This window comes from Ruegeria sp. CDSC042, from assembly GCF_059610745.1.
Genome location: NZ_JBXWOF010000012.1, coordinates 38,647 through 59,455, shown reverse-complemented (window position 1 = coordinate 59,455; position 20,809 = coordinate 38,647). Strand labels below are relative to the sequence as shown.

Here is a 20,809-nt window from a genome sequence, read left to right as displayed (position 1 = left end):
ACGGTTTGGAGCAGACGAAGATCAGGCGATTTCGGCCAGACGTGCCAGCGCCTCGTTCAGTTTCACCTCTTCCTCTTCACGGGCGGCGAGGTTGGCTTTGGCTTCGGCAACAACCTCTTCCGGGGCCGAGGCCACAAATTTCGGATTGTTCAGACGACCGCGCAAACCACCCAATTCCTTGGCAAGTTTGCCCTTGGCCTTCTCAAGTCGTTCCTTTTCGGCGCCGATATCGATGATATCTGCCAGCGGCAAGCCGAACGTCGCACCCGGCGCGGCAATCGAGATCGTCCCCTTGGGAAATGCGTCCACTTTGGTCAGGCTGTCGATCCGTGCCAGCCGCTTGATCAGCGCCTCGTTACGGTCCCACGCAGCTTGGCCATGCGCGTCAATCTCTGTCACCAGCATCGGTACATAAAGGCCCGCCGGAACCCGCATCTGTGCACGCGCCGAGCGGGTGTTCTCGATCACGGAAATCACCCAGTTCATTTCGCGATCCGCCTCTGGGTCGACCAGTTCGGTGCCGTAAGTCGGCCAGTCGGCGTGTACGACCATCTTGGCGCGCGTGCCTGTCAGGCCCCACAGTTCCTCGGTAACGAAGGGCATGATCGGGTGCAGCAAGACCATGCACTGGTCCAGAACCCAGCGCATGGTAGCGCGGGTCTCGGCCTGTGCTTCGGCATCGTCACCCTGCAGCAGCGGTTTGGAGAGTTCAACGTACCAGTCGCAGACCTTACCCCAGACAAAGGCGTAAAGCCCGTTGGCCGCATCGTTGAAACGATAGCTTTCCAGTGCGGCGTCGACCTCGGCCCGTACGCGGGCAGTTTCGCCTATGATCCAACGGTTTACGGCGGCCTTGGGTTTCAGATCGGCGACGTCTAGTTGCGGTACGGCGTCGGTGAAGACCTCGTTCATCTCGGAAAAGCGAACAGCGTTCCAAAGTTTTGTACCAAAGTTGCGATAGCCGGTGATGCGTTCGCGAGACAGTTTCAACACGCCGCCAATCGCCGCCATCGAGGCATTGGTAAAGCGCAGCGCGTCGGCGCCGAATTCGTCCACGATCTCCAGCGGGTCGATGACGTTGCCGGTGGTCTTGGACATCTTCTTGCCCTTCTCGTCGCGGACGAGCTGGTGCAGGTAGACGGTGTGGAACGGGATCTGATCGACCACCGCCAGTTGCATCATCATCATCCGGGCGACCCAGAAGAACAGGATGTCAAAGCCGGTGATCAGAACGTCCGTGGGGAAGTAGCGTTCCAGCTCCTCGGTCTGCTCGGGCCAGCCCAGCGTGCCGATGGGCCAGAGGCCGGAGGAAAACCAGGTGTCGAGAACGTCGGGGTCACGCCAAACCGGATAAACCAGCTTCGTCGGGTCTTGTTCAACTGCATACTGAGCAAGGCTTTCGGCGAATTGATGGATCGCTTCTTGCTTATCGGCAACTTCGATTACAGTTGCGTGGCTTAGCGGGCTGGGAATGTTTGCATTATCGTCCAGGAATTTTTCAGTCACTGCCTCCAGACTCGACGCGCATTCCATGACATTGCCACGATGCAACATACCACCTTCGTTCAGCAAACGACCCAATTCGACCAGATCAAGGTTGCCGTCGTTTTCGTCATCTTTGAAGTTTTCGGCCGACAGGTCGAGACCATACCAAACCGGAATCTGATGCCCCCACCACAACTGGCGCGAGATGCACCAGGGCTCGATGTTTTCCAGCCAGTGGTAATAGGTCTTCTCGCCCGATTCCGGGATGATCTTGACCGTGCCGTCCTTGACCGCGTCCAGCGCGGGGCCGACGACTTTTTCGGCATCCACGAACCACTGGTCAGTGAACATCGGTTCGATCACGACCTTCGAGCGGTCGCCAAAGGGCTGCATGATCGGTTTGCTCTCGACCAGCGGGACGAGTGCAGCCGGGTCGTCATCTTCACCCAGCTTGGTGCCCAGAACAGGGTTGTCGGCGCGGGTCATGACGGCCAGCCCGTCGGCGGTGATCTCTTCGACCACCTTGGCGCGCGCCTCGAACCGGTCCAGTCCCCGCAGGTGATCGGGGATCAGGTTGATTGCGTCGATCTCATTCTCGGTGAATGCTTTGCCGCGTGCGTATTCCTGCGCTTTGCCCGCTTCCTCGGCGTAAGGCGCGCCATCGGCCCGCATTGCGCCACGCGTGTCCATCAGACGGTACATCGGAATACCGCCACGCTTGGCGACCATGTTGTCGTTGAAATCATGCGCGCCGGTGATCTTCACCGCGCCCGAGCCGAAATCGGGATCGGGATAGTCATCAGTAATGATCGGAATCTGACGGCGATGTTCCTTTGGCCCAACCGGGATCTCGCAGAGTTTGCCGATGATTGGCGCGTAACGTTCATCTGATGGGTGAACCGCAACCGCGCCATCGCCCAGCATGGTTTCAGGCCGCGTGGTGGCGATTGAGATATAGTCGCGCTGTTCCTCAAGCACGATATTCCCGTCCTCATCCTTTTCGACGTACGTATAGGTCTCACCACCCGCCAGCGGGTACTTGAAGTGCCACATATGGCCCGCGACTTCGATATTCTCGACCTCAAGATCCGAGATTGCGGTCTCAAAATGCGGGTCCCAGTTGACCAGACGCTTGCCGCGATAGATCAGGCCCTTTTCGTACATTTCTACGAAGACCTTGATGACGGCATCGTGGAAATTTGCAGAATTCTCATGCCCTGTGCGCGGGTCACCCGGTGCACCTGCCATGGTAAACGCGTTGCGCGACCAATCGCAGCTGGCGCCAAGACGCTTGAGCTGTTCAATGATCGTGCCGCCGTATTCACCCTTCCATTCCCAGACTTTCTCGAGGAACTTCTCGCGCCCGAGTTCACGCCGCCCTTCGTTGCCCTGCGCCGCCAGCATCTTTTCAACCTGCATCTGCGTGGCGATGCCTGCGTGGTCCTGACCGGGTTGCCAAAGCGTGTCGAAGCCGCGCATCCGGTGCCAGCGGGTCAGGATATCCTGCAGCGTGTTATTGAACGCGTGTCCCACATGCAGCGCCCCCGTCACGTTGGGCGGCGGGATCATGATGGTAAAGCTTTCATCGCGCGATCTGTTCGCGCCCGCCTTGAAGGCTCCGGCCTGTTCCCAGGCCTCGTAAATGCGGGCCTCGGCCTCGGCCGCGTTGAATGTCTTTTCCATCGCCATTGGATGCGTCCTGCGTCAACAAATTCGGGTTAGCGCTTGCAATATCGAAAGGATAGCAAAAGGGAAAGGGCCAAGCGCCGGGGCTATGGACAATGATGCATCGCAGCCTAATGTCGCCTAGAGGCAGAGACAGGAGCGCGCGGTGGAAAAGTTTGGCAAAAGCCAGCCCGTCAAACGGACCGAGGACCAGCGGTTTCTGACCGGGCAGGGGCATTTTATGGACGATGTCCTGCCGCACGGGGCTTTGCATGCGGTATTCGTGCGATCCCAGGTGGCACATGGGGTGATTGGGGCGCTGGATCTGGATGACGCGCACGCGGCCGAAGGGGTGCGGCTCATCATGACGCTGGACGACCTGAAGGCCGCCGGGATCGACACGTGTATGAATGCGGCCATCCTGAATAACCGAGACGGTTCGAAAGCCGTTGCGCCGGACCGGCATATGCTGGCCGCGGATCGCATACGGTTTGTCGGAGAACCCGTCGCTGTAGTCATTGCCGACACCGCCTTACAGGCCCGCGATGCGGCCGAGCTGATCTGGGTCGAAACCTCAGACTTGCCCGTAAAACTGGACGTGTGTGCGGGCGGAGAAACGCTGCACGCGGAAACTCCGGATAATCGGGCATTTGACTGGGCGCTGGGCGATGAGGCGGCAACTATTGCTGCGTTTCAGCAGGCGGCTCATACCGTTGCACTGAATGTGGAAGACAATCGAGTGATCATCACGTCGATTGAACCGCGGGGCTGTCAGGCGCATTGGGTTGATGGGCGGTTGCACTTTTCCTATGGCGGGCAGGGGGTTTGGGCCATGCGTGGTCAGCTGGCGCAAAAGTTGCGACTCAACCCCGAAGATATCCGCGTCACGACCCCGGATGTCGGTGGCGGGTTCGGCATGAAGGTCATGCCCTATCCCGAATATTTCTGTGTGGCCGTAGCTGCGATGAAGTTGGGCCAGCCTGTTCACTGGATGTCTGACCGTTCCGAGGCAATGTTGTCCGATCACCATGGCCGCGACCTGTCTTCGCTGGCCGAGCTGGCATTTGACAGCGATCACCGGATCACCGCCTATCGGGTGCACAGCAAGGTAAATCTCGGGGCCTATAACAGCCATTTCGGCCAGGCGATACAAACCAATCTTTTCAGCAAAGTGTTGATGGGCGCCTATGATGTACAAACCACCTATCTGCGGGTCGAGGGGTTCTTTACCAATACAACGCAGGTTGACGCCTATCGCGGCGCAGGGCGACCCGAGGCCATATATGTCCTTGAACGCGCTATCGACCGCGCCGCTCGAGAACTGGGCGTAGATCCCTGGGAGTTGAGGCGCAAGAATTTCATCCGGCCTGAGGCATTTCCTTACAAGACCGCGACCGGCGAAACGTATGATGTCGGCGATTTCGACATGGTTCTGTCCCAAAGCCAAATACAGTCCAGCGGATTTGCCGCCCGCAAGATCGCCGATGCTGAACGCGGTTTGTTCCGGGGGCAGGGGATTTGTTACTATATCGAAAGTATTTTGGGCGACCCTTCCGAGAACGCAAAGATCGAGTTCGTTGAGGATGGCACCTTGAAACTTTTTGTCGGAACCCAATCCAACGGGCAGGGGCACGAAACGGTCTATGCTCAGTTCCTGTCTGACCAAACCGGGGTTCCCCTGGATTGTATCATCGTAGTTCAAGGTGACAGCGACCAGCTTCCGAATGGTGGGGGAACCGGGGGATCGCGATCAGTTACGGTGCAAAGTACAGCGACGCTTGCCACGATCGACGTCATGGTTGCCGCATTCACGCCCTATCTCGCAGATAAGATGGGGGTGGAGGAAAGCGACGTGCGCTTTGATTTTGAAACCTTCCGCGCGCCGGGATCAAACCTGACGCCCACTTTGACCGAGGCCGCGGATATGGCCCGTGCCGACGGGCGCGTTGATTTGTTGCAGCATCAGGCAAGCATCACGCTGGACGACCGTAGCTATCCCAACGGGGCACATGTTGCCGAAATCGTGATTGACCCTTGTACCGGCGAAACATGGGTAGACCGCTATACTGTGGTTGATGATTTCGGTAATCTTATCAATCCGATGCTGGCCGAGGGGCAAGTTCATGGTGGTGTCGCACAAGGCATAGGTCAGGCGCTGTCCGAACATGTTGTCCATGATGCGCAGGGGCAACTGCTCACGGCATCGTTGATGGATTACGCCTTGCCCCGCGCAACCGAGATACCCATGATTAAGTTTACCTCGGCGCCGGTACCGTCAACCTCTAACCCGTTGGGAATGAAAGGATGCGGAGAGGCCGGCACCGTGGGCGCGCTGGCTGCAGTGGCAAATGCGGTTCAGGATGCGCTCTGGGATCACGGGGTGCGGCAGGCCGATATGCCTTTTACGCCGCACAAAGTATGGGAACTGCTGAACGATGCAACTGTCGCGGCTGAGTAGAAAGGTACTGGGGTGGCTTGGACGGCCGCTGCGATCCGAGCATTCGGCCGAAACGCGCCATCGTGAACCTGTCAGCCATGTCATCATTCTAGACGGCACCATGTCGACGCTTGAGCCCGGATATGAAACTCATGCGGGGCAGGCGCTGCGGCTGTGCTGCGAGATGGGAAGCAAGGTATCCGTCTTCTATGAGGCCGGTGTGCAATGGGAAAGCTGGAAGTCCTCGTTGGATGTGATGATGGGGCGGGGGATCAATCGCCAGATACGCCGGGCCTATGGATATCTGGCCTCGCGGTATAAGCCCGGCGACCGTATCTATTTCATCGGCTACTCACGTGGGGCCTACGGTGTGCGCAGCCTTGCGGGTGTTATCGACATGATTGGCCTGCTCAAGGCCGAGCACGCGACCGTTAGGAATATCAAACAGGCCTACCGCCACTATGAATGCAATGCCAATGGTAGCGCCGCCGCTGCGTTTCGCCGGCAGTTCTGCCACGAAGATGTTGCAATCGAAATGATCGGCGTGTGGGATACAGTAAAAGCGCTGGGCTTGCGTCTACCGCTGCTTTGGCGTTGGGCCGAGGATCGCCACGCCTTCCACAACCATCAGCTTGGTCCTGCTACGCGCCACGGCTACCACGCGATGGCGCTGGATGAAACGCGCGAGGTATTCGAGCCGGTCCTGTGGAAATGTACCCCCGATTTTAAAGGCCATATCGAGCAAGTCTGGTTCCGAGGCACTCATGGCGATGTGGGTGGCCAGTTGAACGGGTTTGAAGAAGCCCGCCCCCTTAGCAACATCTCGCTGGTTTGGATGCTGGACAAGGCAGAGCTGCACGGCCTGCCATTGCCGGAGGGATGGAGAGACCGCTTTGTGATCGACCCTCATGCGCGTTCGGTCGGCACATGGCGCGGTTGGGGTAAGATTTTCCTACTGCGCAAGCACCGCAAAGTAGGCCGCGACCGATCCGAGCGGCTGCATGTCTCGGTTTCGCCAAACGAACTGCCCGGTTGGGTGCCGATGTTGGATTTGCCATCGCATCCAGCGCAGTAATTCGGTTCCAGCTGCGAACAAAAATCACTGGGAACATTTATTGGTTAGTGAGACCCTAGTACTCATATATTGAAACAAGTATCGGATCATCATACTCACGCCGAACACAAAGGCGAATTGACATATGGCAGACCCATATTTTTCCGAACTCAAGTACCTTGGAGGCCCACCACAGGACTTTATCGAGGTCGCTGTTGACGCGGGTGCAGATGTTTCTGGGCTTGTTGTTACGATCTACAACTCTGACGGATCTATCCGCAGCACTAACACGCTTGATGGGATCACCCCGACGACAGTCGCAGGCCGGGACGTCTATGTAATTGATTCAGCCAGTTCCGCCACCTTTACCGGGCTCGGTAAAACGAATGGTATCTCTTTATCCGACGGGTCAACGGTTTATCAGTTCAGCTCTTTCAGCGATCCCCCCAGCCCCGGCCCGATAACGGCGACAGCTGGCCCCGCCAATGGGATGAGCTCGACGGTTATCGGCGAGGCCGGGGCGGGAGATTCACTTATTTCCACCGACAATGGTGGAACCTATACTCTGAACACCACTCCGACACCGGGCACCATACCGTGCCTGACGGCAGGAACGTTGATTGCGACCGATCAGGGCCCAGTTTTGATCGAGAGTTTGAAGCAAGGTGATCGTGTCTTGACGGATCATGGTTGCACGCAGCCTTTGTCACAAATCATTCGGCGACATGTCAGTGTGCGGGATTTGCGCCGCAATCCCAAGCTTTACCCAGTACGCATTTGCGCTGGCGCGCTAGGGCAGGGCCTGCCCAGACGCGACCTGCTCGTGTCCCGTCAGCACCGGATGCTGATATCCTCGGCGATCGTTAAGCGCATGTTTGAGTGCCCCGAGGTTCTGGTCTCAGCTATAAAGTTGGTCGAGCTTCCGGGGATATACGTCGACGACAGAATTACAGAAGTTACTTATTTCCACCTGGTGTTTTCTGAACATGAGGTAATTTATGCAGATGGCGCCCCGACCGAGAGCCTTTTGCTTGGCGATGAAGCACTGAAATCTCTACCGGCAGCAGCCATGGAAGAGCTTTTTACGCTGTTCCCCGATCTTGTCGAAACCCCGATGCAAAAGACCAACTACAAAATCCCAGAGGGGGGGCGGCAAAAGCGATTGATCGCTCGGCATGCACGGAACCGGCGGCCGCTTTTGGCAGATTACGACTCTTCTTCGATTCCAGTGTGATCGCTCTTAGATGACGCAGAGCCAAAACAGGTGTATTGCCTACATTCCGGCCTGCTGCGGGCACCGCGTTCTGTAGCTAGGTGCCTGCCGTCGTCAAAGCCTTACCGCCGCCGGTCGCGACGTGAGCTCATAGGCTGGAACGCCACACCCACATGCGCTTCGCAATAAGGTTTGCCTGCCTCAACGGGCAGACCGCAAAACCAGAAATCCTCGGTCGCGGGGTCGCCGACGGGCCATTTGCAGGTCTTCTCGGTCAGTTCCATCAGCGTCAGCTTTTTGGCTTTCTTCTCAACCTCGTTGACCTTGGCCAGCGCCTCGGGGCTGATCTCGTTCGCTGAAGGTTGCGGCGGCAGCGGTTGACCGGCCGGGATGATCTGACGGCGGGCCGGAACAGCGGGCTTGGCCTCGGCTGCCGGCGCTGCGGCTGGACGTGCCGGTTCCGTCTTGGGCGTGGGTTTGGGCTTGGCCTCGGCCTTGGGCGCGGGCGCTGGTTTTTCCTTTGGCTCAGCCTTGGCGGGGGTCGCGCCGGTTGCGCGATTCGACAGGCCCAGCCGGTGGACTTTGCCGATAACCGCATTGCGGGTCACACCGCCCAGTTCCTTGGCGATCTGGCTGGCCGACTGGCCCTCGCCCCACATCTTTTTAAGCAGCTCTACACGCTCGTCAGTCCAGGACATCATTTGCCTTTCAAAAGCGGAAAGCGGCCCCGGATTCGGGCCGCCTTGGGAATTCGTCTCAGCCCCCTATTTTAAACACTGCGGTCCGAGTTACAAGCGGTCTTCGAATCAGGTAGAGGGCAGATCATGCAGAATCTCATGGATCAGGAGGCACGCCGCTTTGGTGCGGTGAACTGGATGGGTCTCTATACGCTGGCCCGGCGGGAAACTTTGCGGTTTATGGCGGTGTGGACGCAGACACTTTTGGCACCGCTGGTGACTGCGGGGCTGTTTCTGCTGATCTTCAACATCGCTATCGGGCCCAGCCGGCCTGATGTGATGGGCGTGCCATTTTTGACCTTTCTGGCGCCGGGCATCATGATGATGACGGTGATCCAGAATGCGTTTGCCAATACTTCGTCCTCGATGGTGATCTCGAAAGTACAGGGCAACATCGTCGATACCCTTATGCCGCCGCTTTCGCCGTTAGAGATTCTGCTGGGATACCTTGCGGGCGGCATTGCCCGTGGCTTTCTGATCGCTGTTGTCGTAGCAACCGCGCTGGCGCTGGTGCTGGGTATTGTCCCGCAGAACCCACTGATCGCCATGATCTTTGTAGTGCTGGGAGGGGCCTTTATGGGCGCGCTGGGCCTTTTTGCCGGGATATTCGCCAATAAGTTCGACCAGATGGCTGCGATTACCAACTTCATCGTCACGCCTTTGGCGTTTCTTTCTGGAACCTTTTACTCGGTCGAGGCATTGCCGCCGGTTTTGTACCGGCTAAGCCACGCCAACCCGGTTTTCTATCTGATCGACGGGCTGCGCTATGGTATGATTGGGGTTTCGGACAGCTCGCCCTACCTTGGGATGTTGATCTGCACGGCTGCAACACTGGTGGTCGGTGCACTGACCTGGCAGATGCTGCGAACGGGCTATCGGCTCAAGGCCTGACGGTGCCGCGCCTCGCGCCACACAAGAATCAGCCCTCCGGCCAAGATGATGGCAGATCCAATCAGGCTGACCGCGTCGGGGACCACATCGAATATCGCAAAATCATATAGCGCAGCGAACAGCAGTGTCGCATAGCTTATCGGCGCTACGAAAGACGCATCTGCCCGCGCCATGCCGTTAACGAAACAGGCCTGTGCGCAAGCCATCAATGCGCCGATCCCCGCAAGGGCCGCCCATTGCGCCGGGTTGGGCATCTGAAACACGAAACTCACCGCGACTGATGCGATGGTCAGGCCCATCGCGTTGTTCACCAATAGAATTTGGATCGGGCTCTCTCGCCCTGACAGCTTTTTGATAAAGATCAGCTCCATCCCGATGACGACAGCCGCCGCCAGCGCCAGTAACGCCGCAGGTTGGAAGCTCGCAGGTGTCGGGCGCAGCAGAACCATTGCCCCGATCAGGGCCACCGCCGCCGCCAGCCAGCGCCAGGGACCGACGCCTTCTTTCAGCAAGGGAATGGCCAGAACCATCGCAAAGACCGGGTTCAAGAACGAAATCGCCGTCGCATCCGCCATCGGTATGAACGCGACCGATGCAAACATCAGCGTGATTCCCAGCCAGCCAAAGCTTGTCCTACCGATATGCAGCCCCCAATGGGGCCGCCGCAGTTTAGGGCGCATGATGCCCACTGCCGAAACGATGACCAGGAAGGCGAATAGAAACCGCCCATGGCTGATCTGCATTGGATGCAAAGGAGCACCTAGCGTATCTGTCCCCAAAGCTTTGGCCAGCAGGGTGGTTGCCGCAAGGAATGCACTGGCGACAAAAATCAACAGTGCCGCAAGGGGCGGGTTATGCGCTTTGGGAACGAACATGCGTAAGCGGTGATGTACGGGTGGACGAAAGGCAAGAGGTAAAACGGTCAGGGCTGTCCCGACGGTGTAGCAAGAGCCTGTTTGGCCTGTCGCAAGCTGTCTAGAAAACGATTTGCGCGCTCGATCCGCGCCTCAACCTCTTCGATCCGTTCCTGAAGAAATGCTACGCCGTCAAAGGTTTCGGGATCAGCCGCACCAAGTTGCCCCAGCAGGGTTGCAAGTTGCGCGATACTGATCCCCGCCGCCTGTGCATCGCCGATCTGTTCCAGCGTGATCAGCGTGTCATCCGGATAGTCGCGATAGCTGTTTGTCGCTTCTGGCCCGGGGCGCGAGGCAATCAATCCGTGCCGCTCGTAAAACCGCAATGTGTCGCGGGGCAGCCCGCTTCGGCGGGACAGTTCTCCGATACGCATATGTAAAACCATTGACTATACTCTATGGTTTTGATCTTATGGCTCGTGGTCAAAGCCTGCAAGGGGAAAGATGATGGGATTCAAATGTCAAAGCTGCGGCATGCCTCTTAGCAAGGATACCGAAGGGGGCGGCAGCGAAGCGGACGGAACCCGCAGCACGCGGTATTGTTCACTCTGTTATGCGGACGGTGCGTTTCGACATCCCGATGCCTCGTTCGAGGAATTTCAGTCCCATTGTCTGGATGCGCTGGTGAACAAGGGCATGCCCCGTATTCTGGCCTGGGCTTTTACGCGCGGCATGGGCAAGCTGGACCGGTGGAGCGACGCCTGAAAACCAGCCCTTCTGACCAAAGAAACAAAACGCTTTTCATCACAAAGCATCGCCGCTATACGGCACCCATGATCAAACACGCTGATATCCTGCGACTTCGACGCCGACGCTTTGCCGCGTAACCGGCCCGTTTGATCCATTTGCGCTGTCCAAATCGGCGCATCTCCCACCAAATCAGTTGACGAACATGGCTCTCGTGTATCACTCACGGGGCTCAACATATCGAAAAGGATGATCCGATGATCCCGTCCGTTCTGCCGACCTATAATCGTGCGCCCCTGACCTTTGTGAAGGGCGAAGGCGCTTGGCTGACCGAGGCGGATGGCCGACGTTTTCTGGATATGGGCGCGGGGATTGCGGTGAATGCACTGGGCCATGCGCATCCGGCGCTGGTGAACGCGCTGACGGAACAGGCCCACGCGCTGTGGCATGTGTCGAACCTTTATAATATCCCTCAGCAGCAGGCGCTGGCTGATAAGCTGGTTGAACATACCTTTGCCGACACGGTGTTCTTTACCAATTCAGGCACGGAAGCCTGCGAGCTGGCTGTGAAAATGGCACGCAAATATTTCTACGATAAAGATCAGCCCGATCGGGTCGACATCATCACCTTTGACGGTTCGTTTCACGGTCGGTCCTCGGCAGGCATTGCCGCTGCGGGGTCCGAGAAGATGACCAAAGGCTTTGGCCCGCTGCTGCCCGGCTTTGTACACCTGACATTTGGTGATCTTGACGGAGTCACCAATGCGATCTCGGACAAAACCGCGGCGATCTTGATCGAACCCATTCAGGGCGAGGGCGGTATTCGCCCCGTCCCCGATGCCGAGCTCAAAGCGCTGCGTCAGATCTGCGACGACAATGGCCTGTTGCTGATCCTCGACGAGGTCCAATGCGGCGTTGGGCGTACCGGTAAACTTTTTGCCCATGAATGGGCGGGCATCACGCCTGACATCATGATGGTCGCCAAGGGCATCGGTGGAGGGTTCCCTCTGGGTGCGGTGCTGGCCACCGAAGACGCGGCCAGCGGCATGACGGCAGGTACGCACGGGTCGACCTATGGCGGCAACCCTCTCGGTTGCGCGGTGGGCTGCGCGGTGATCGACCAGGTTGCAACCCCCGCCTTTCTGGACGGGGTCAATCGCAAGGCGGGCATGTTGCGCCAGAAGCTCGAAGGATTGATTGCAAATCATCCGGAGGTGTTCGAAGAGGTGCGCGGCGCAGGGCTCATGCTGGGTCTGAAATGCAAGGCGACCAACTTGGACGTGGTGAATGCGGGATATGATAACGGCCTCATCACCGTTCCCGCCGCTGACAATGTGATCCGCCTATTGCCGCCTTTGACCCTGACAGAGGACGACATTGCACAGGCGGTTATTCGTCTGGAGAAAACGGCCGCGCAGGTCGAAAGCAATCTGGCGTCTGCCTGAGCCCACCCGATTAGAAAAGCGAAACGACATGAAGCACTTCCTCGACATTCACAAAACCAATGCCGCCGCTTTGCGGGGCATGATCGACCAGGCTGCTGCCATGAAGCAGGCGCGTCTGGGGCAGCCAAAGGCGGCACCGGATGACGAATTGGCACTCAAAGACCGCATGGTCGCCCTGATCTTTGAAAAACCGTCAACCCGGACGCGCGTGTCTTTTGATGTGGGCGTGCGCCAGATGGGTGGTCAGACGATGGTCCTTTCGGGCAAGGACATGCAGTTGGGCCACGGCGAAACCATCGCAGACACCGCCCGCGTGCTGTCGCGCTATGTCGATATGATCATGATCCGGACATTTGACGAAACCATCCTAACCGAAATGGCGGAATACTCGGACGTGCCGGTGATCAACGGCCTGACCGATCGCACCCATCCTTGCCAAATCATGGCCGATGTTCTGACGTTCGAAGAGCACCGTGGCCCGATCGCCGGGAAGAAAGTCGTTTGGACTGGCGATGGTAACAATGTGTGTGCCTCGTTCCTTCACGCGGCGGGCCAGTTCGGGTTTGATCTGACTTTTACTGGCCCGGCGCAATTCGACCCCGAAGAGGATTTCATGGGTTTTGCCCGTCAAAAAGGGTCCAAGATTGTTGTGGAACGGGACCCCTACAAGGCTGTAGATGGGGCCGATCTGGTTGTCGCAGATACCTGGGTTTCGATGCACGACTCTCAATCCGCGAAAGAACGGCGCCACAACCTGCTGCGTCCTTATCAGGTAAACGCCGAATTGATGGCTCATGCCAAACCCGATGCGCTGTTCATGCATTGCCTTCCCGCGCACCGCGAAGAAGAAGCGACATCCGATGTCATGGATGGGCCGAACTCGGTCATTTTTGATGAGGCCGAAAACCGACTGCACGCCCAGAAGGCCGTTATGCGTTGGTGTCTGGGTGTTTGAACACATGAAAATGGCAAAAGAGAGCCGCGTGCTCTCTCATGATTTCCGGAGTGCACAATGCCCCATATAGTCCTCGAATTCTCTCAGGGCCTTGAAGAGAAACATGATTTCCATGCGGTCTGCGAGAAGTTGTTTGCGGTGCTTTCTGAACATGCTGAGTTTGATGCACCGGCCCTTAAGATCCGTGCCAATCCGGTCACCTATTTTCGGATCGGGACCGAACCGCAGACCTTTGTCCATGCGACGCTTTTATTGATGCAGGGCCGGGATGAGGCCACGCGAGCTGAACTGAACGCTACCGTTTTGGATGTTCTGACTGTTGCCATGCCCGAGGTTGGCAGCATCACGGTGCAAGAGGTCGAACTGAACCGTGCGTCTTATGCCAAACGCCTGGCGTGATTGTGTTTGGCAATTTGTTTATCTGAAGCACGGCGACTGACACCTTCTTTAGTCGTAAGCAACATTCCTTTGCAGGGCAGCAAAAATGCCCTGCATTCCCTGTCAAACAGGTGATCGGGTAGCGAGCTGTTTGGATGGTTCTTTTCTCAGGTGGAATTTCTGTTAGAATTGTTATGTAATAACATTAATGATATGTCATAACGGACAAAAATCCACCGGAGTTGTGCAATTATTGAGGTTTCTTTCAGGTGCAGCGGCCTGCATCTTGCAGGGGCGAACCGTTGCCTGCCGAAAAAGGGAGAAACTGGAATGAGCTGGAACCCGTCTCACAACCCCGATCGTTTGACTGAGAACCCGTCTTTAGAGGCACTGATCATTCCTCGCGCACGTGATCTGGGTGGGTTCGAGGTGCGCCGCGCGCTACCCTCGGTCAAACGACAGCTTGTTGGCCCGTTCATTTTCTTTGACCAGGTCGGCCCTGCAGAATTCATCACAGAAGGCGGTATAGACGTCCGGCCTCACCCTCATATCGGGTTGGGCACGGTCACCTACCTGTATAAAGGGGAATTTGAGCATCGTGATAGCTTGGGCACCCATCAGATGATCTATCCCGGTGAGGTCAACTGGATGATTGCAGGACGTGGCGTGACCCATTCTGAACGCACCAGCAAGGAAACGCGCAGCAAAAGACACAGTCTTTTTGGCATTCAGACCTGGATCGCGCTGCCAGAGGACCAGGAAGATATTGCACCGGACTTCGAACATCACAAACAATCTGCGCTGCCCCATATTCAGGATGCTGGGGTCAGCGCTCGTCTCATCCTTGGCTCGGCTTATGGTGAAAGCAGCCCGGTCACGACACTGTCTGAAACCTTCTATCTGGACGTGCAGCTTGCCCCCGGGGCCTCTTTTCCTTTGCCTGATGATCAGGAGGACCGCGGAGTTTATGTGACGGAAGGAACGGTTGAGATTGCCGGCGATCAGTTCACCCAAGGTCGTATGATGGTGTTTCGGCCAAGGGATCGCCTTTCCGTTCAGGCAGGGCCGCAGGGTGCGCGGCTAATGTTGCTTGGAGGTGCGACGTTGAACGAGGATCGTTATATCTGGTGGAACTTCGTGTCGTCCTCAAAGGAAAAGATAGAAGCAGCCACCCGCGAATGGAAAACGGCGGACTGGGCCAAAGGGGCTTTTCAACTGCCTCCGGGGGACGATCAAGACTTCATCCCGATTTCAGAAGACCTTGAACGCACCCGTCCGAGGCGCGCGCGCTGACCTAGCGTCAGTTGGCCTTGTCTGACAGGCGGATCGCGGCAATCTTTGGCCGAAGGGGAGGGGCGTCATGAGGATCGCAATCGCGGGGGCGGGCAGCATTGGATGTTACTGCGGGGCTTTGCTGGCCCGATCCGGTCACGATGTCACCCTGTTGGGGCGGGCACGAATCCTCGACCCGATCCGGGATAAGGGGCTGATGGTCACAGATTTTTCAGGCCTGCGGTGTCATGTGACCAACCTGTCCCTGACCGAAGATCCGGCGGAACTGAGTGATGCTGAAATAGTCATTGTCACGGTAAAGACCGGCGCGACGGAAGAGATGGCGAAGGATATCGGGAAACACGCTCCAGACGCTGTGATCCTCTCTTGGCAAAATGGGCTGGAAAACGCAGGCACCTTACGTACGATGCTTCCGCACCACGATGTCCGCGCCGGTATGGTGCCGTTCAACGTCGTACCGACAGATACCGGCGGATTTCATCGCGCGACTTCAGGTGAAATCGTTATCCAATCCGGCCTCGGCGATTTGGGCGCAAAGCTGACTGGCCCCGACCTTCCGGTGTCAGAGAGTGACCAGATCGAAGCCGTCCAATGGGGCAAGCTGGTGATCAATCTCAATAACGCGCTGAATGCGCTGTCCGGGTTGACGTTGAAACAGCAGTTGCTGGACCGCAACTGGCGCCAACTGATGGCAGATCAGATGTCCGAAGCTCTGACCGTGTTGCGATCCGCAGGACAACCGATTGTGTCAATGACGCCGCTGCCCGCCTGGATGACACCGCATATCCTGCGTCTGCCTACGCCTTTGTTTTCGCGGATCGCATCCCGGATGCTGATCATTGACCCTTCGGCGCGCACCTCTATGGCCTATGACCTGATGGCAGGGCGCCCAACGGAAATCGACAATCTGCAAGGCGAGATCATCCGTTTGGGCGAGCAGCAAGACATTGCGACCCCAATCTGCGCGCAGGTTCGCGAAAAGATTGCACAGAACCCAAAATCCCCGCTTACTCCCGAGCAAATCCGAAGCTGATGGGTTAGAGAAAAGCCGTCAGTGTCCAGAAGATAGCGGCTGATAACACTGCGGTAGCGGGGACCGTTATGATCCAGGCAGCCACGATCGTCATGAAATGCGAGCGACGGACGAGTTTCCGGCGTTTTTTCTCTTCCTGTGCCTGGCGCCGTTCGGGCAGGCGTTGGTGGTTCGCGTTCTTTCTGCGCCGCTCGGCATGCCATTCGCGATAGAAGCCCACTCCGAAGACCGCTCCCACTGCGATATGGGTGGAACTGACGGGCAGGCCCAGCCAACTGGCCAGGATCACAGTGATCGCCGCAGAAAGGGCGACACAGAATGCGCGCATTGGGTTGAGCTTGGTGATCTGACTGCCGACCATCCTGATCAATTTTGGGCCAAACAGGAACAGCCCAAAGGAAATTCCCAGCGCTCCGATCACCATAACCCAGGTTGGAATTGCGACTTGTGCAGCGAAATCCCCGAATTGCGCCGTATGCACGATTGCCGCCAACGGACCAACCGCATTTGCCACGTCATTGGCGCCGTGGGCAAAGCTAAGAAATGTTGCTGAGATAATAAGTGGTAGCCCAAACAGCGTTTTCAGAGACTTCGTTCTGTTTTCAAGTCCTTCTGATCTGCGATGCACCCAAGGGACTGTCACCAGCCATGTCAGAAATCCTGTGGCCAGACCGAACAGCAAAGCGACTTCAAGCTCAACTTTGACAAGCTTGTTCAGGCCTTTGACGGCCAAATAGGTGGTAAAGGCACCAGCCATGACAGCAACGAGTATCGGCACCCAACGGCGGGCAGCGGCGATCTTGTCGTCTTGATACTGAATTTTGGCATTGATCAAAGCCAGAAAGCCAGCGGCAATAATTCCACCTAACACAGGAGAGATGATCCAACTGGCGGCAATGGCGCTCATCGTGGTCCAACTGACCGCGCTTAGGCCAGCTGCCGCGATGCCCGCCCCCATGACGCCCCCTACCACCGAATGTGTGGTCGAAACAGGCGCGCCGACCCAGGTGGCCAAGTTGACCCACATGGCTGAAGAAATCAGAGCCGCCATCATCGCCCAGATAAAGACGGTGCTGTCGTGAACCGATGCCGGGTCTATAATCCCTTTCGAAATCGTCGACACTACATCCCCACCTGCCAGCAAGGCCCCCGCGCTTTCTGCGATGGCGGCGATGACGATTGCGCCGGTCATGGTCAGCGCGTTGGCCCCGACAGCGGGGCCCATGTTATTGGCAACGTCATTTGCGCCGATATTGATGGCCATATAGGCCCCAAAACCCGCTGCCGCGACAACGATCAACCCGCCATCAGCCCGCCCAAAAACCACTGCGGCCGTCAGCCCGGCCAGCGCAATAAAGGCGAAGGCGATACCCGGCGCCAGCATGGGGCGTGCCACATGGGCATTGGCATACTCAACGCGCGAGATGCGCGCCAGATCGCTGTCCAGCGATTGCCAACGGAGTTTGGAGCTTGGGTTCGACATCAGGCTATTGCGGGCGGTTTCCAAAAGAACACCCGCGGCTATACGGTTTCGCTCAGACGAGCAACCGTGGCGTCATCACTTTTTGTGGAGGAGTCACAGCTGCAGCAGCAAAGCGCGCAGTTCGGGTTCCTGAACACGTTCGGCCGCTATCACGGGCGAAACCCACTCGCGGGTCCTTTCCTCGGCCTCGGGGTAGATATTGGCCAGTTCCTGCACTTCGATCCGATAGACATTGGTCACCACAGTCTGGCTGGCCCCGTCTTTCAGGATCTTGTCATAAGTATATTGCCCAACAGGATCTTTGGATAGGGATTGGGCGCGCACGCCGGCTTCTTCCCAGGCCTCTTGCCGGGCAGCCTCGGCGCCATCCAGGCCATCAATCGGCCAACCTTTGGGGATGATCCAGCGTCCGGTGTCCCGGCTGGTGATCAAAAGAACCTGCAGCCCGTCCTGTGTTTCGCGGGTGCACAAGGCGCCAAACTGCACCCGATGGGGGCGCAGGAACAGAGGCCGGGCGACCTCTTCCCAAATATTTCGCAGCCATTTTGTCATGTTTGTCGTTCTCGAACCCGGGTTTTACCTGAGCAGCCCACATAGCAATGAAACAGATAATCTTCAATGAACGCCCGGAATCACCATGCTTTCCGCATCTTCATGCCAAGAATTCTCGACGAAAATTCCCGACGGCCGCCTAATTACGACGTTTTGCGCGCAAGGTGGGGTCGGCCTTGGTCGGATCTTCGGGCCAAGGGTGTCTGGGATATTGCGCGCGCATATCTTTGCGCACATCCGCGTATGACCCAGCCCAGAAACCGGGCAAGTCGCGCGTGATCTGGATGGGTCGTTGGGCCGGTGAAAGAAGCGTGATCTTGAGGGCCTCACCGCCAATGACCGGATGGCGCGTGACGCCAAACAGTTCCTGCAGCCGCACCGAGATTTCCGGTACTGCACCGCCATAATCTATCGGCACCTTTCGCCCGAGAGGAGTTTCAAACGACCCTGGAGCGCGCCGGTCCAGTTCCTGCGTCTGGGCCCAGTCCAGTCGGGCGCGCAACGCTGGCAAAAGGTCGAAACGTTTCCAGTCTTCAGCATTGCGGACGCCGGAAAGCATCGGCAACAGCCAGTCTTGCAGCGTGTCGGTCAACCCCTCGATCGAGAAATCAGGCAGCTCTGCGCCTTCGGTCCGGACCAGTTCCACCCGTGCCGCCAATCGCGCAGCGGCCCCGTTCAGTCGCAGGCCAAGATCACGGACGCCATCCAGCATCGCCAATGCAACTGCTTCGTCCGGAACCTCTTTCCAAACACGATCACTCAACGTGATTGCGCCTAGCCGTTCTTGTTTGCGCGCAACGACACGGCGGTCACGTTTTGACCAGTCGCAGACCTCGATCCAGGTGATCTGATCCTCGAACAGGTCACGAATTTCCTTTTCCGAGATCTGTGCGGCCATGCGCACCTTTGCTTCGCGGGGGTTGCCATCGGTATCGGTCACAACCAGATAAGGCGCGGTGGCCAGCGTATCGCTGCCATCAAGCACAACACCCTTCCCTCCTGACAACACATAACGCGGCTCATCCCCTTTGCGCCGTTGTCCAATGCGATCGGGATAGGCGAGTGCGGCTGTTGCCGCTGGGCTGAAGTCGGATGGGGTGCCTTTGGATCGCAGTCGCTTGGCCTCGGTCGTTATCCGTTCCAACGCACCAATGTTGACCTGCCAGACACGGTTACACTGAAAGGCGCGCACATCCCGTATGGCTTCGAGCCGGAGCAGCATATCCACCGGCGCACCGCGCAGAGGGTCGCGTTCGGCCATCAGGGCGGCCAAGGGCGCAGCGCCGGGGCCTGCCTGTTCCAGCATATGCCCCAGTCGCGGGTGCAGAGGTAACGCAGCCAGTGACCGCCCGTGGTCGGTGATCCGCCCCTTTCCATCCAGCGCGCCCAGCATTGTCAGCAACGTGCGGGCCTCTGCCATCGTGCCCTCTGGTGGAGGGGTCAGGAAAGACAGTTCTTCGGGGTCCGCCCCCCAAAGTGCCAGTTCCAGCGCCAGCCCGGTCAGGTCGGTTGCCTCGATCTCGGCCGGGGGATAGGCGGCCAGCGCGCCTTCTTCGCCCTTCGACCATAAGCGATAGCACGTGCCTTCGGCGACACGACCAGCGCGGCCAGCGCGCTGCGTTGCCTCGGCGCGCGTCACCCGCTCGGTCACTAGTCTGGACATACCCGAACCCGGATCGAAACGCGCCCGCCGAGCCTGTCCCATGTCCAAGACCACGCGAATGTCTGGAATGGTCAACGAGGTTTCGGCAATGGACGTAGCCAAAACCACTTTGCGACCGGTTTCGACCGGTGCAATCGCTTGGCGCTGGGCAGCAAAAGGCATCGCGCCGAATAGTGGTCGCACCGTAGCTTTGCTGGATAGCCGGCCAGCCAAGGCGGCCTCTGCCCGGCGGATTTCGCCTTCTCCGGGCAGGAACACCAACATCCCACCTTCTGTTTCGCGCTCGGCCTGAACCACAAGATCGACCAATGCGTCCAGCTTTCGCGCCTGTTGTCCTAGCGGTCGGTCCAGCCAACGTGTTTCGACCGGGTAGCTGCGCCCTTGGGACGTCACAACGGGGGCCTCCATCAACCGCCCCACAGGCTCAGCGTCCAGCGTTGCCGACATTGCCAGCAGGATAAGATCGTCCCGCAATGCCCCGGCGACCTCAAGGCACAAGGCCAGGCCGAGATCCGCGTTCAGGGACCGTTCATGGAATTCATCGAAAATCACCGCACTAATGCCGGGCAGATCGGGTTTGACTTGCAGCATCCGGGTCAGGATACCTTCGGTGACGACCTCGATCCGGGTCGATTTCGATACCTTCGCCTCGCCCCGCACGCGATAACCAACTGTGTCGCCCACGCGCTGTCCCAGCGTATCGGCCATGCGCTCAGCAGCAGCCCGGGCCGCCAAGCGGCGGGGTTCCAGCATCACGATCTTGCCATCGCATAGCCCCGCCTCGAATATCGCCAGCGGCACTCGTGTTGTTTTCCCCGCGCCCGGAGGCGCCTGCAGCACTGCGCGGCCCGAAGCCTTTAGGGCGGCAAGAAGGTCAGGAATGGCGTCGTCGATGGGCAGGCGTATCATGCGGGCTTTATCCGC

17 protein-coding genes are annotated in these 20,809 nt (G+C 58.1%); 10 read left to right on the top strand and 7 right to left on the bottom strand.

Annotation, left to right across the window (positions count from 1 at the left end; translation table 11 throughout):
* Positions 1-21: 21 nt before the first annotated feature.
* A complete protein-coding gene (locus tag AC2FHX_RS19125; RefSeq protein ID WP_496703353.1) occupies positions 22-3,174 on the bottom strand; it encodes a valine--tRNA ligase in 3,153 nt (1,050 codons plus the stop codon).
* Between the two features lie 142 nt (positions 3,175-3,316).
* On the opposite strand from AC2FHX_RS19125, the gene AC2FHX_RS19120 reads away from it, so the two are divergent.
* The 3 genes from AC2FHX_RS19120 (at position 3,317) to AC2FHX_RS19110 (ending at position 7,875) form a co-directional block, all read left to right on the top strand.
* Entirely contained in the window at positions 3,317-5,608 is a 2,292-nt protein-coding gene (locus AC2FHX_RS19120) for a xanthine dehydrogenase family protein molybdopterin-binding subunit (RefSeq protein ID WP_496703354.1), read from the top strand.
* A complete protein-coding gene (locus AC2FHX_RS19115) occupies positions 5,586-6,662 on the top strand; it encodes a T6SS phospholipase effector Tle1-like catalytic domain-containing protein (RefSeq protein ID WP_142638056.1) in 1,077 nt (358 codons plus the stop codon). Before AC2FHX_RS19120 ends, AC2FHX_RS19115 begins: the two co-directional genes overlap by 23 nt.
* 124 nt (positions 6,663-6,786) lie before the next feature.
* Entirely contained in the window at positions 6,787-7,875 is a 1,089-nt protein-coding gene (locus tag AC2FHX_RS19110; protein WP_496703356.1) for a Hint domain-containing protein, read from the top strand.
* A 101-nt stretch (positions 7,876-7,976) separates the two neighbouring features.
* On the opposite strand, the gene AC2FHX_RS19105 is transcribed toward AC2FHX_RS19110, so the two are convergent.
* Positions 7,977-8,552, bottom strand: a complete 576-nt coding sequence (locus AC2FHX_RS19105; protein ID WP_142638060.1) for a GcrA family cell cycle regulator — start codon at positions 8,550-8,552, stop codon at positions 7,977-7,979.
* Positions 8,553-8,678: 126 nt separating this feature from the next.
* On the opposite strand from AC2FHX_RS19105, the gene AC2FHX_RS19100 reads away from it, so the two are divergent.
* Entirely contained in the window at positions 8,679-9,482 is an 804-nt protein-coding gene (locus AC2FHX_RS19100; RefSeq protein WP_496703358.1) for an ABC transporter permease, read from the top strand.
* Here AC2FHX_RS19100 and AC2FHX_RS19095 read toward each other — a convergent pair.
* A complete protein-coding gene (locus AC2FHX_RS19095; protein ID WP_496690153.1) occupies positions 9,464-10,357 on the bottom strand; it encodes a DMT family transporter in 894 nt (297 codons plus the stop codon). The two genes, AC2FHX_RS19100 and AC2FHX_RS19095, sit on opposite strands and share 19 nt — an antisense overlap.
* A gap of 47 nt (positions 10,358-10,404) precedes the next feature.
* Positions 10,405-10,782 (bottom strand): MerR family transcriptional regulator, encoded by a 378-nt coding sequence (locus tag AC2FHX_RS19090; RefSeq protein ID WP_496703360.1) that lies wholly within the window; start codon positions 10,780-10,782, stop codon positions 10,405-10,407.
* Positions 10,783-10,843: 61 nt separating this feature from the next.
* Between AC2FHX_RS19090 and AC2FHX_RS19085 the strand changes: the two genes are divergently transcribed.
* From AC2FHX_RS19085 to AC2FHX_RS19060, 6 genes are all read left to right on the top strand, one after another.
* Entirely contained in the window at positions 10,844-11,101 is a 258-nt protein-coding gene (locus AC2FHX_RS19085; RefSeq protein WP_496692863.1) for a zinc ribbon domain-containing protein, read from the top strand.
* 239 nt (positions 11,102-11,340) lie between these two features.
* Positions 11,341-12,528 carry an aspartate aminotransferase family protein gene (locus AC2FHX_RS19080; protein WP_496703361.1) on the top strand — a complete coding sequence of 396 codons (1,188 nt, stop codon included), beginning with the start codon at positions 11,341-11,343 and terminating at the stop codon, positions 12,526-12,528.
* Between the two features lie 28 nt (positions 12,529-12,556).
* Positions 12,557-13,483, top strand: a complete 927-nt coding sequence (argF, locus tag AC2FHX_RS19075; protein WP_271950442.1) for an ornithine carbamoyltransferase — start codon at positions 12,557-12,559, stop codon at positions 13,481-13,483.
* 57 nt (positions 13,484-13,540) lie between these two features.
* Positions 13,541-13,882: a 5-carboxymethyl-2-hydroxymuconate Delta-isomerase gene (locus AC2FHX_RS19070; protein ID WP_496692861.1), complete on the top strand. Its 342-nt coding sequence runs from the start codon at positions 13,541-13,543 to the stop codon at positions 13,880-13,882.
* A gap of 309 nt (positions 13,883-14,191) precedes the next feature.
* On the top strand, positions 14,192-15,154 hold the full coding sequence (locus AC2FHX_RS19065) for a pirin family protein (protein WP_282027759.1): 963 nt from the start codon (positions 14,192-14,194) through the stop codon (positions 15,152-15,154).
* 67 nt (positions 15,155-15,221) lie between these two features.
* Positions 15,222-16,187: a 2-dehydropantoate 2-reductase gene (locus AC2FHX_RS19060; protein ID WP_496703364.1), complete on the top strand. Its 966-nt coding sequence runs from the start codon at positions 15,222-15,224 to the stop codon at positions 16,185-16,187.
* A gap of 4 nt (positions 16,188-16,191) precedes the next feature.
* Here AC2FHX_RS19060 and AC2FHX_RS19055 read toward each other — a convergent pair whose 3' ends face one another.
* The 3 genes from AC2FHX_RS19055 to hrpB form a co-directional block, all read right to left on the bottom strand.
* On the bottom strand, positions 16,192-17,670 hold the full coding sequence (locus tag AC2FHX_RS19055; RefSeq protein WP_496703366.1) for an inorganic phosphate transporter: 1,479 nt from the start codon (positions 17,668-17,670) through the stop codon (positions 16,192-16,194).
* A gap of 93 nt (positions 17,671-17,763) precedes the next feature.
* Entirely contained in the window at positions 17,764-18,222 is a 459-nt protein-coding gene (locus tag AC2FHX_RS19050; RefSeq protein WP_271950409.1) for an NUDIX hydrolase, read from the bottom strand.
* 139 nt (positions 18,223-18,361) lie between these two features.
* Positions 18,362-20,794, bottom strand: a complete 2,433-nt coding sequence (gene hrpB / locus AC2FHX_RS19045; protein WP_496703368.1) for an ATP-dependent helicase HrpB — start codon at positions 20,792-20,794, stop codon at positions 18,362-18,364.
* Between the last annotated feature and the right edge of the window lie 15 nt (positions 20,795-20,809).

Coding starts and splice junctions, on each gene's coding strand:
- AC2FHX_RS19125 (WP_496703353.1), bottom strand. CDS start 3,174: ATGGCGATGGAAAAGACATTCAACGCGGCCGAGGCCGAGGCCCGCATT.
- AC2FHX_RS19115 (WP_142638056.1), top strand. CDS start 5,586: ATGCAACTGTCGCGGCTGAGTAGAAAGGTACTGGGGTGGCTTGGACGG.
- AC2FHX_RS19110 (WP_496703356.1), top strand. CDS start 6,787: ATGGCAGACCCATATTTTTCCGAACTCAAGTACCTTGGAGGCCCACCA.
- AC2FHX_RS19105 (WP_142638060.1), bottom strand. CDS start 8,552: ATGTCCTGGACTGACGAGCGTGTAGAGCTGCTTAAAAAGATGTGGGGC.
- AC2FHX_RS19100 (WP_496703358.1), top strand. CDS start 8,679: ATGCAGAATCTCATGGATCAGGAGGCACGCCGCTTTGGTGCGGTGAAC.
- AC2FHX_RS19095 (WP_496690153.1), bottom strand. CDS start 10,357: ATGTTCGTTCCCAAAGCGCATAACCCGCCCCTTGCGGCACTGTTGATT.
- AC2FHX_RS19090 (WP_496703360.1), bottom strand. CDS start 10,782: ATGGTTTTACATATGCGTATCGGAGAACTGTCCCGCCGAAGCGGGCTG.
- AC2FHX_RS19085 (WP_496692863.1), top strand. CDS start 10,844: ATGGGATTCAAATGTCAAAGCTGCGGCATGCCTCTTAGCAAGGATACC.
- AC2FHX_RS19080 (WP_496703361.1), top strand. CDS start 11,341: ATGATCCCGTCCGTTCTGCCGACCTATAATCGTGCGCCCCTGACCTTT.
- argF (WP_271950442.1), top strand. CDS start 12,557: ATGAAGCACTTCCTCGACATTCACAAAACCAATGCCGCCGCTTTGCGG.
- AC2FHX_RS19070 (WP_496692861.1), top strand. CDS start 13,541: ATGCCCCATATAGTCCTCGAATTCTCTCAGGGCCTTGAAGAGAAACAT.
- AC2FHX_RS19065 (WP_282027759.1), top strand. CDS start 14,192: ATGAGCTGGAACCCGTCTCACAACCCCGATCGTTTGACTGAGAACCCG.
- AC2FHX_RS19060 (WP_496703364.1), top strand. CDS start 15,222: ATGAGGATCGCAATCGCGGGGGCGGGCAGCATTGGATGTTACTGCGGG.
- AC2FHX_RS19055 (WP_496703366.1), bottom strand. CDS start 17,670: ATGTCGAACCCAAGCTCCAAACTCCGTTGGCAATCGCTGGACAGCGAT.
- AC2FHX_RS19050 (WP_271950409.1), bottom strand. CDS start 18,222: ATGACAAAATGGCTGCGAAATATTTGGGAAGAGGTCGCCCGGCCTCTG.
- hrpB (WP_496703368.1), bottom strand. CDS start 20,794: ATGATACGCCTGCCCATCGACGACGCCATTCCTGACCTTCTTGCCGCC.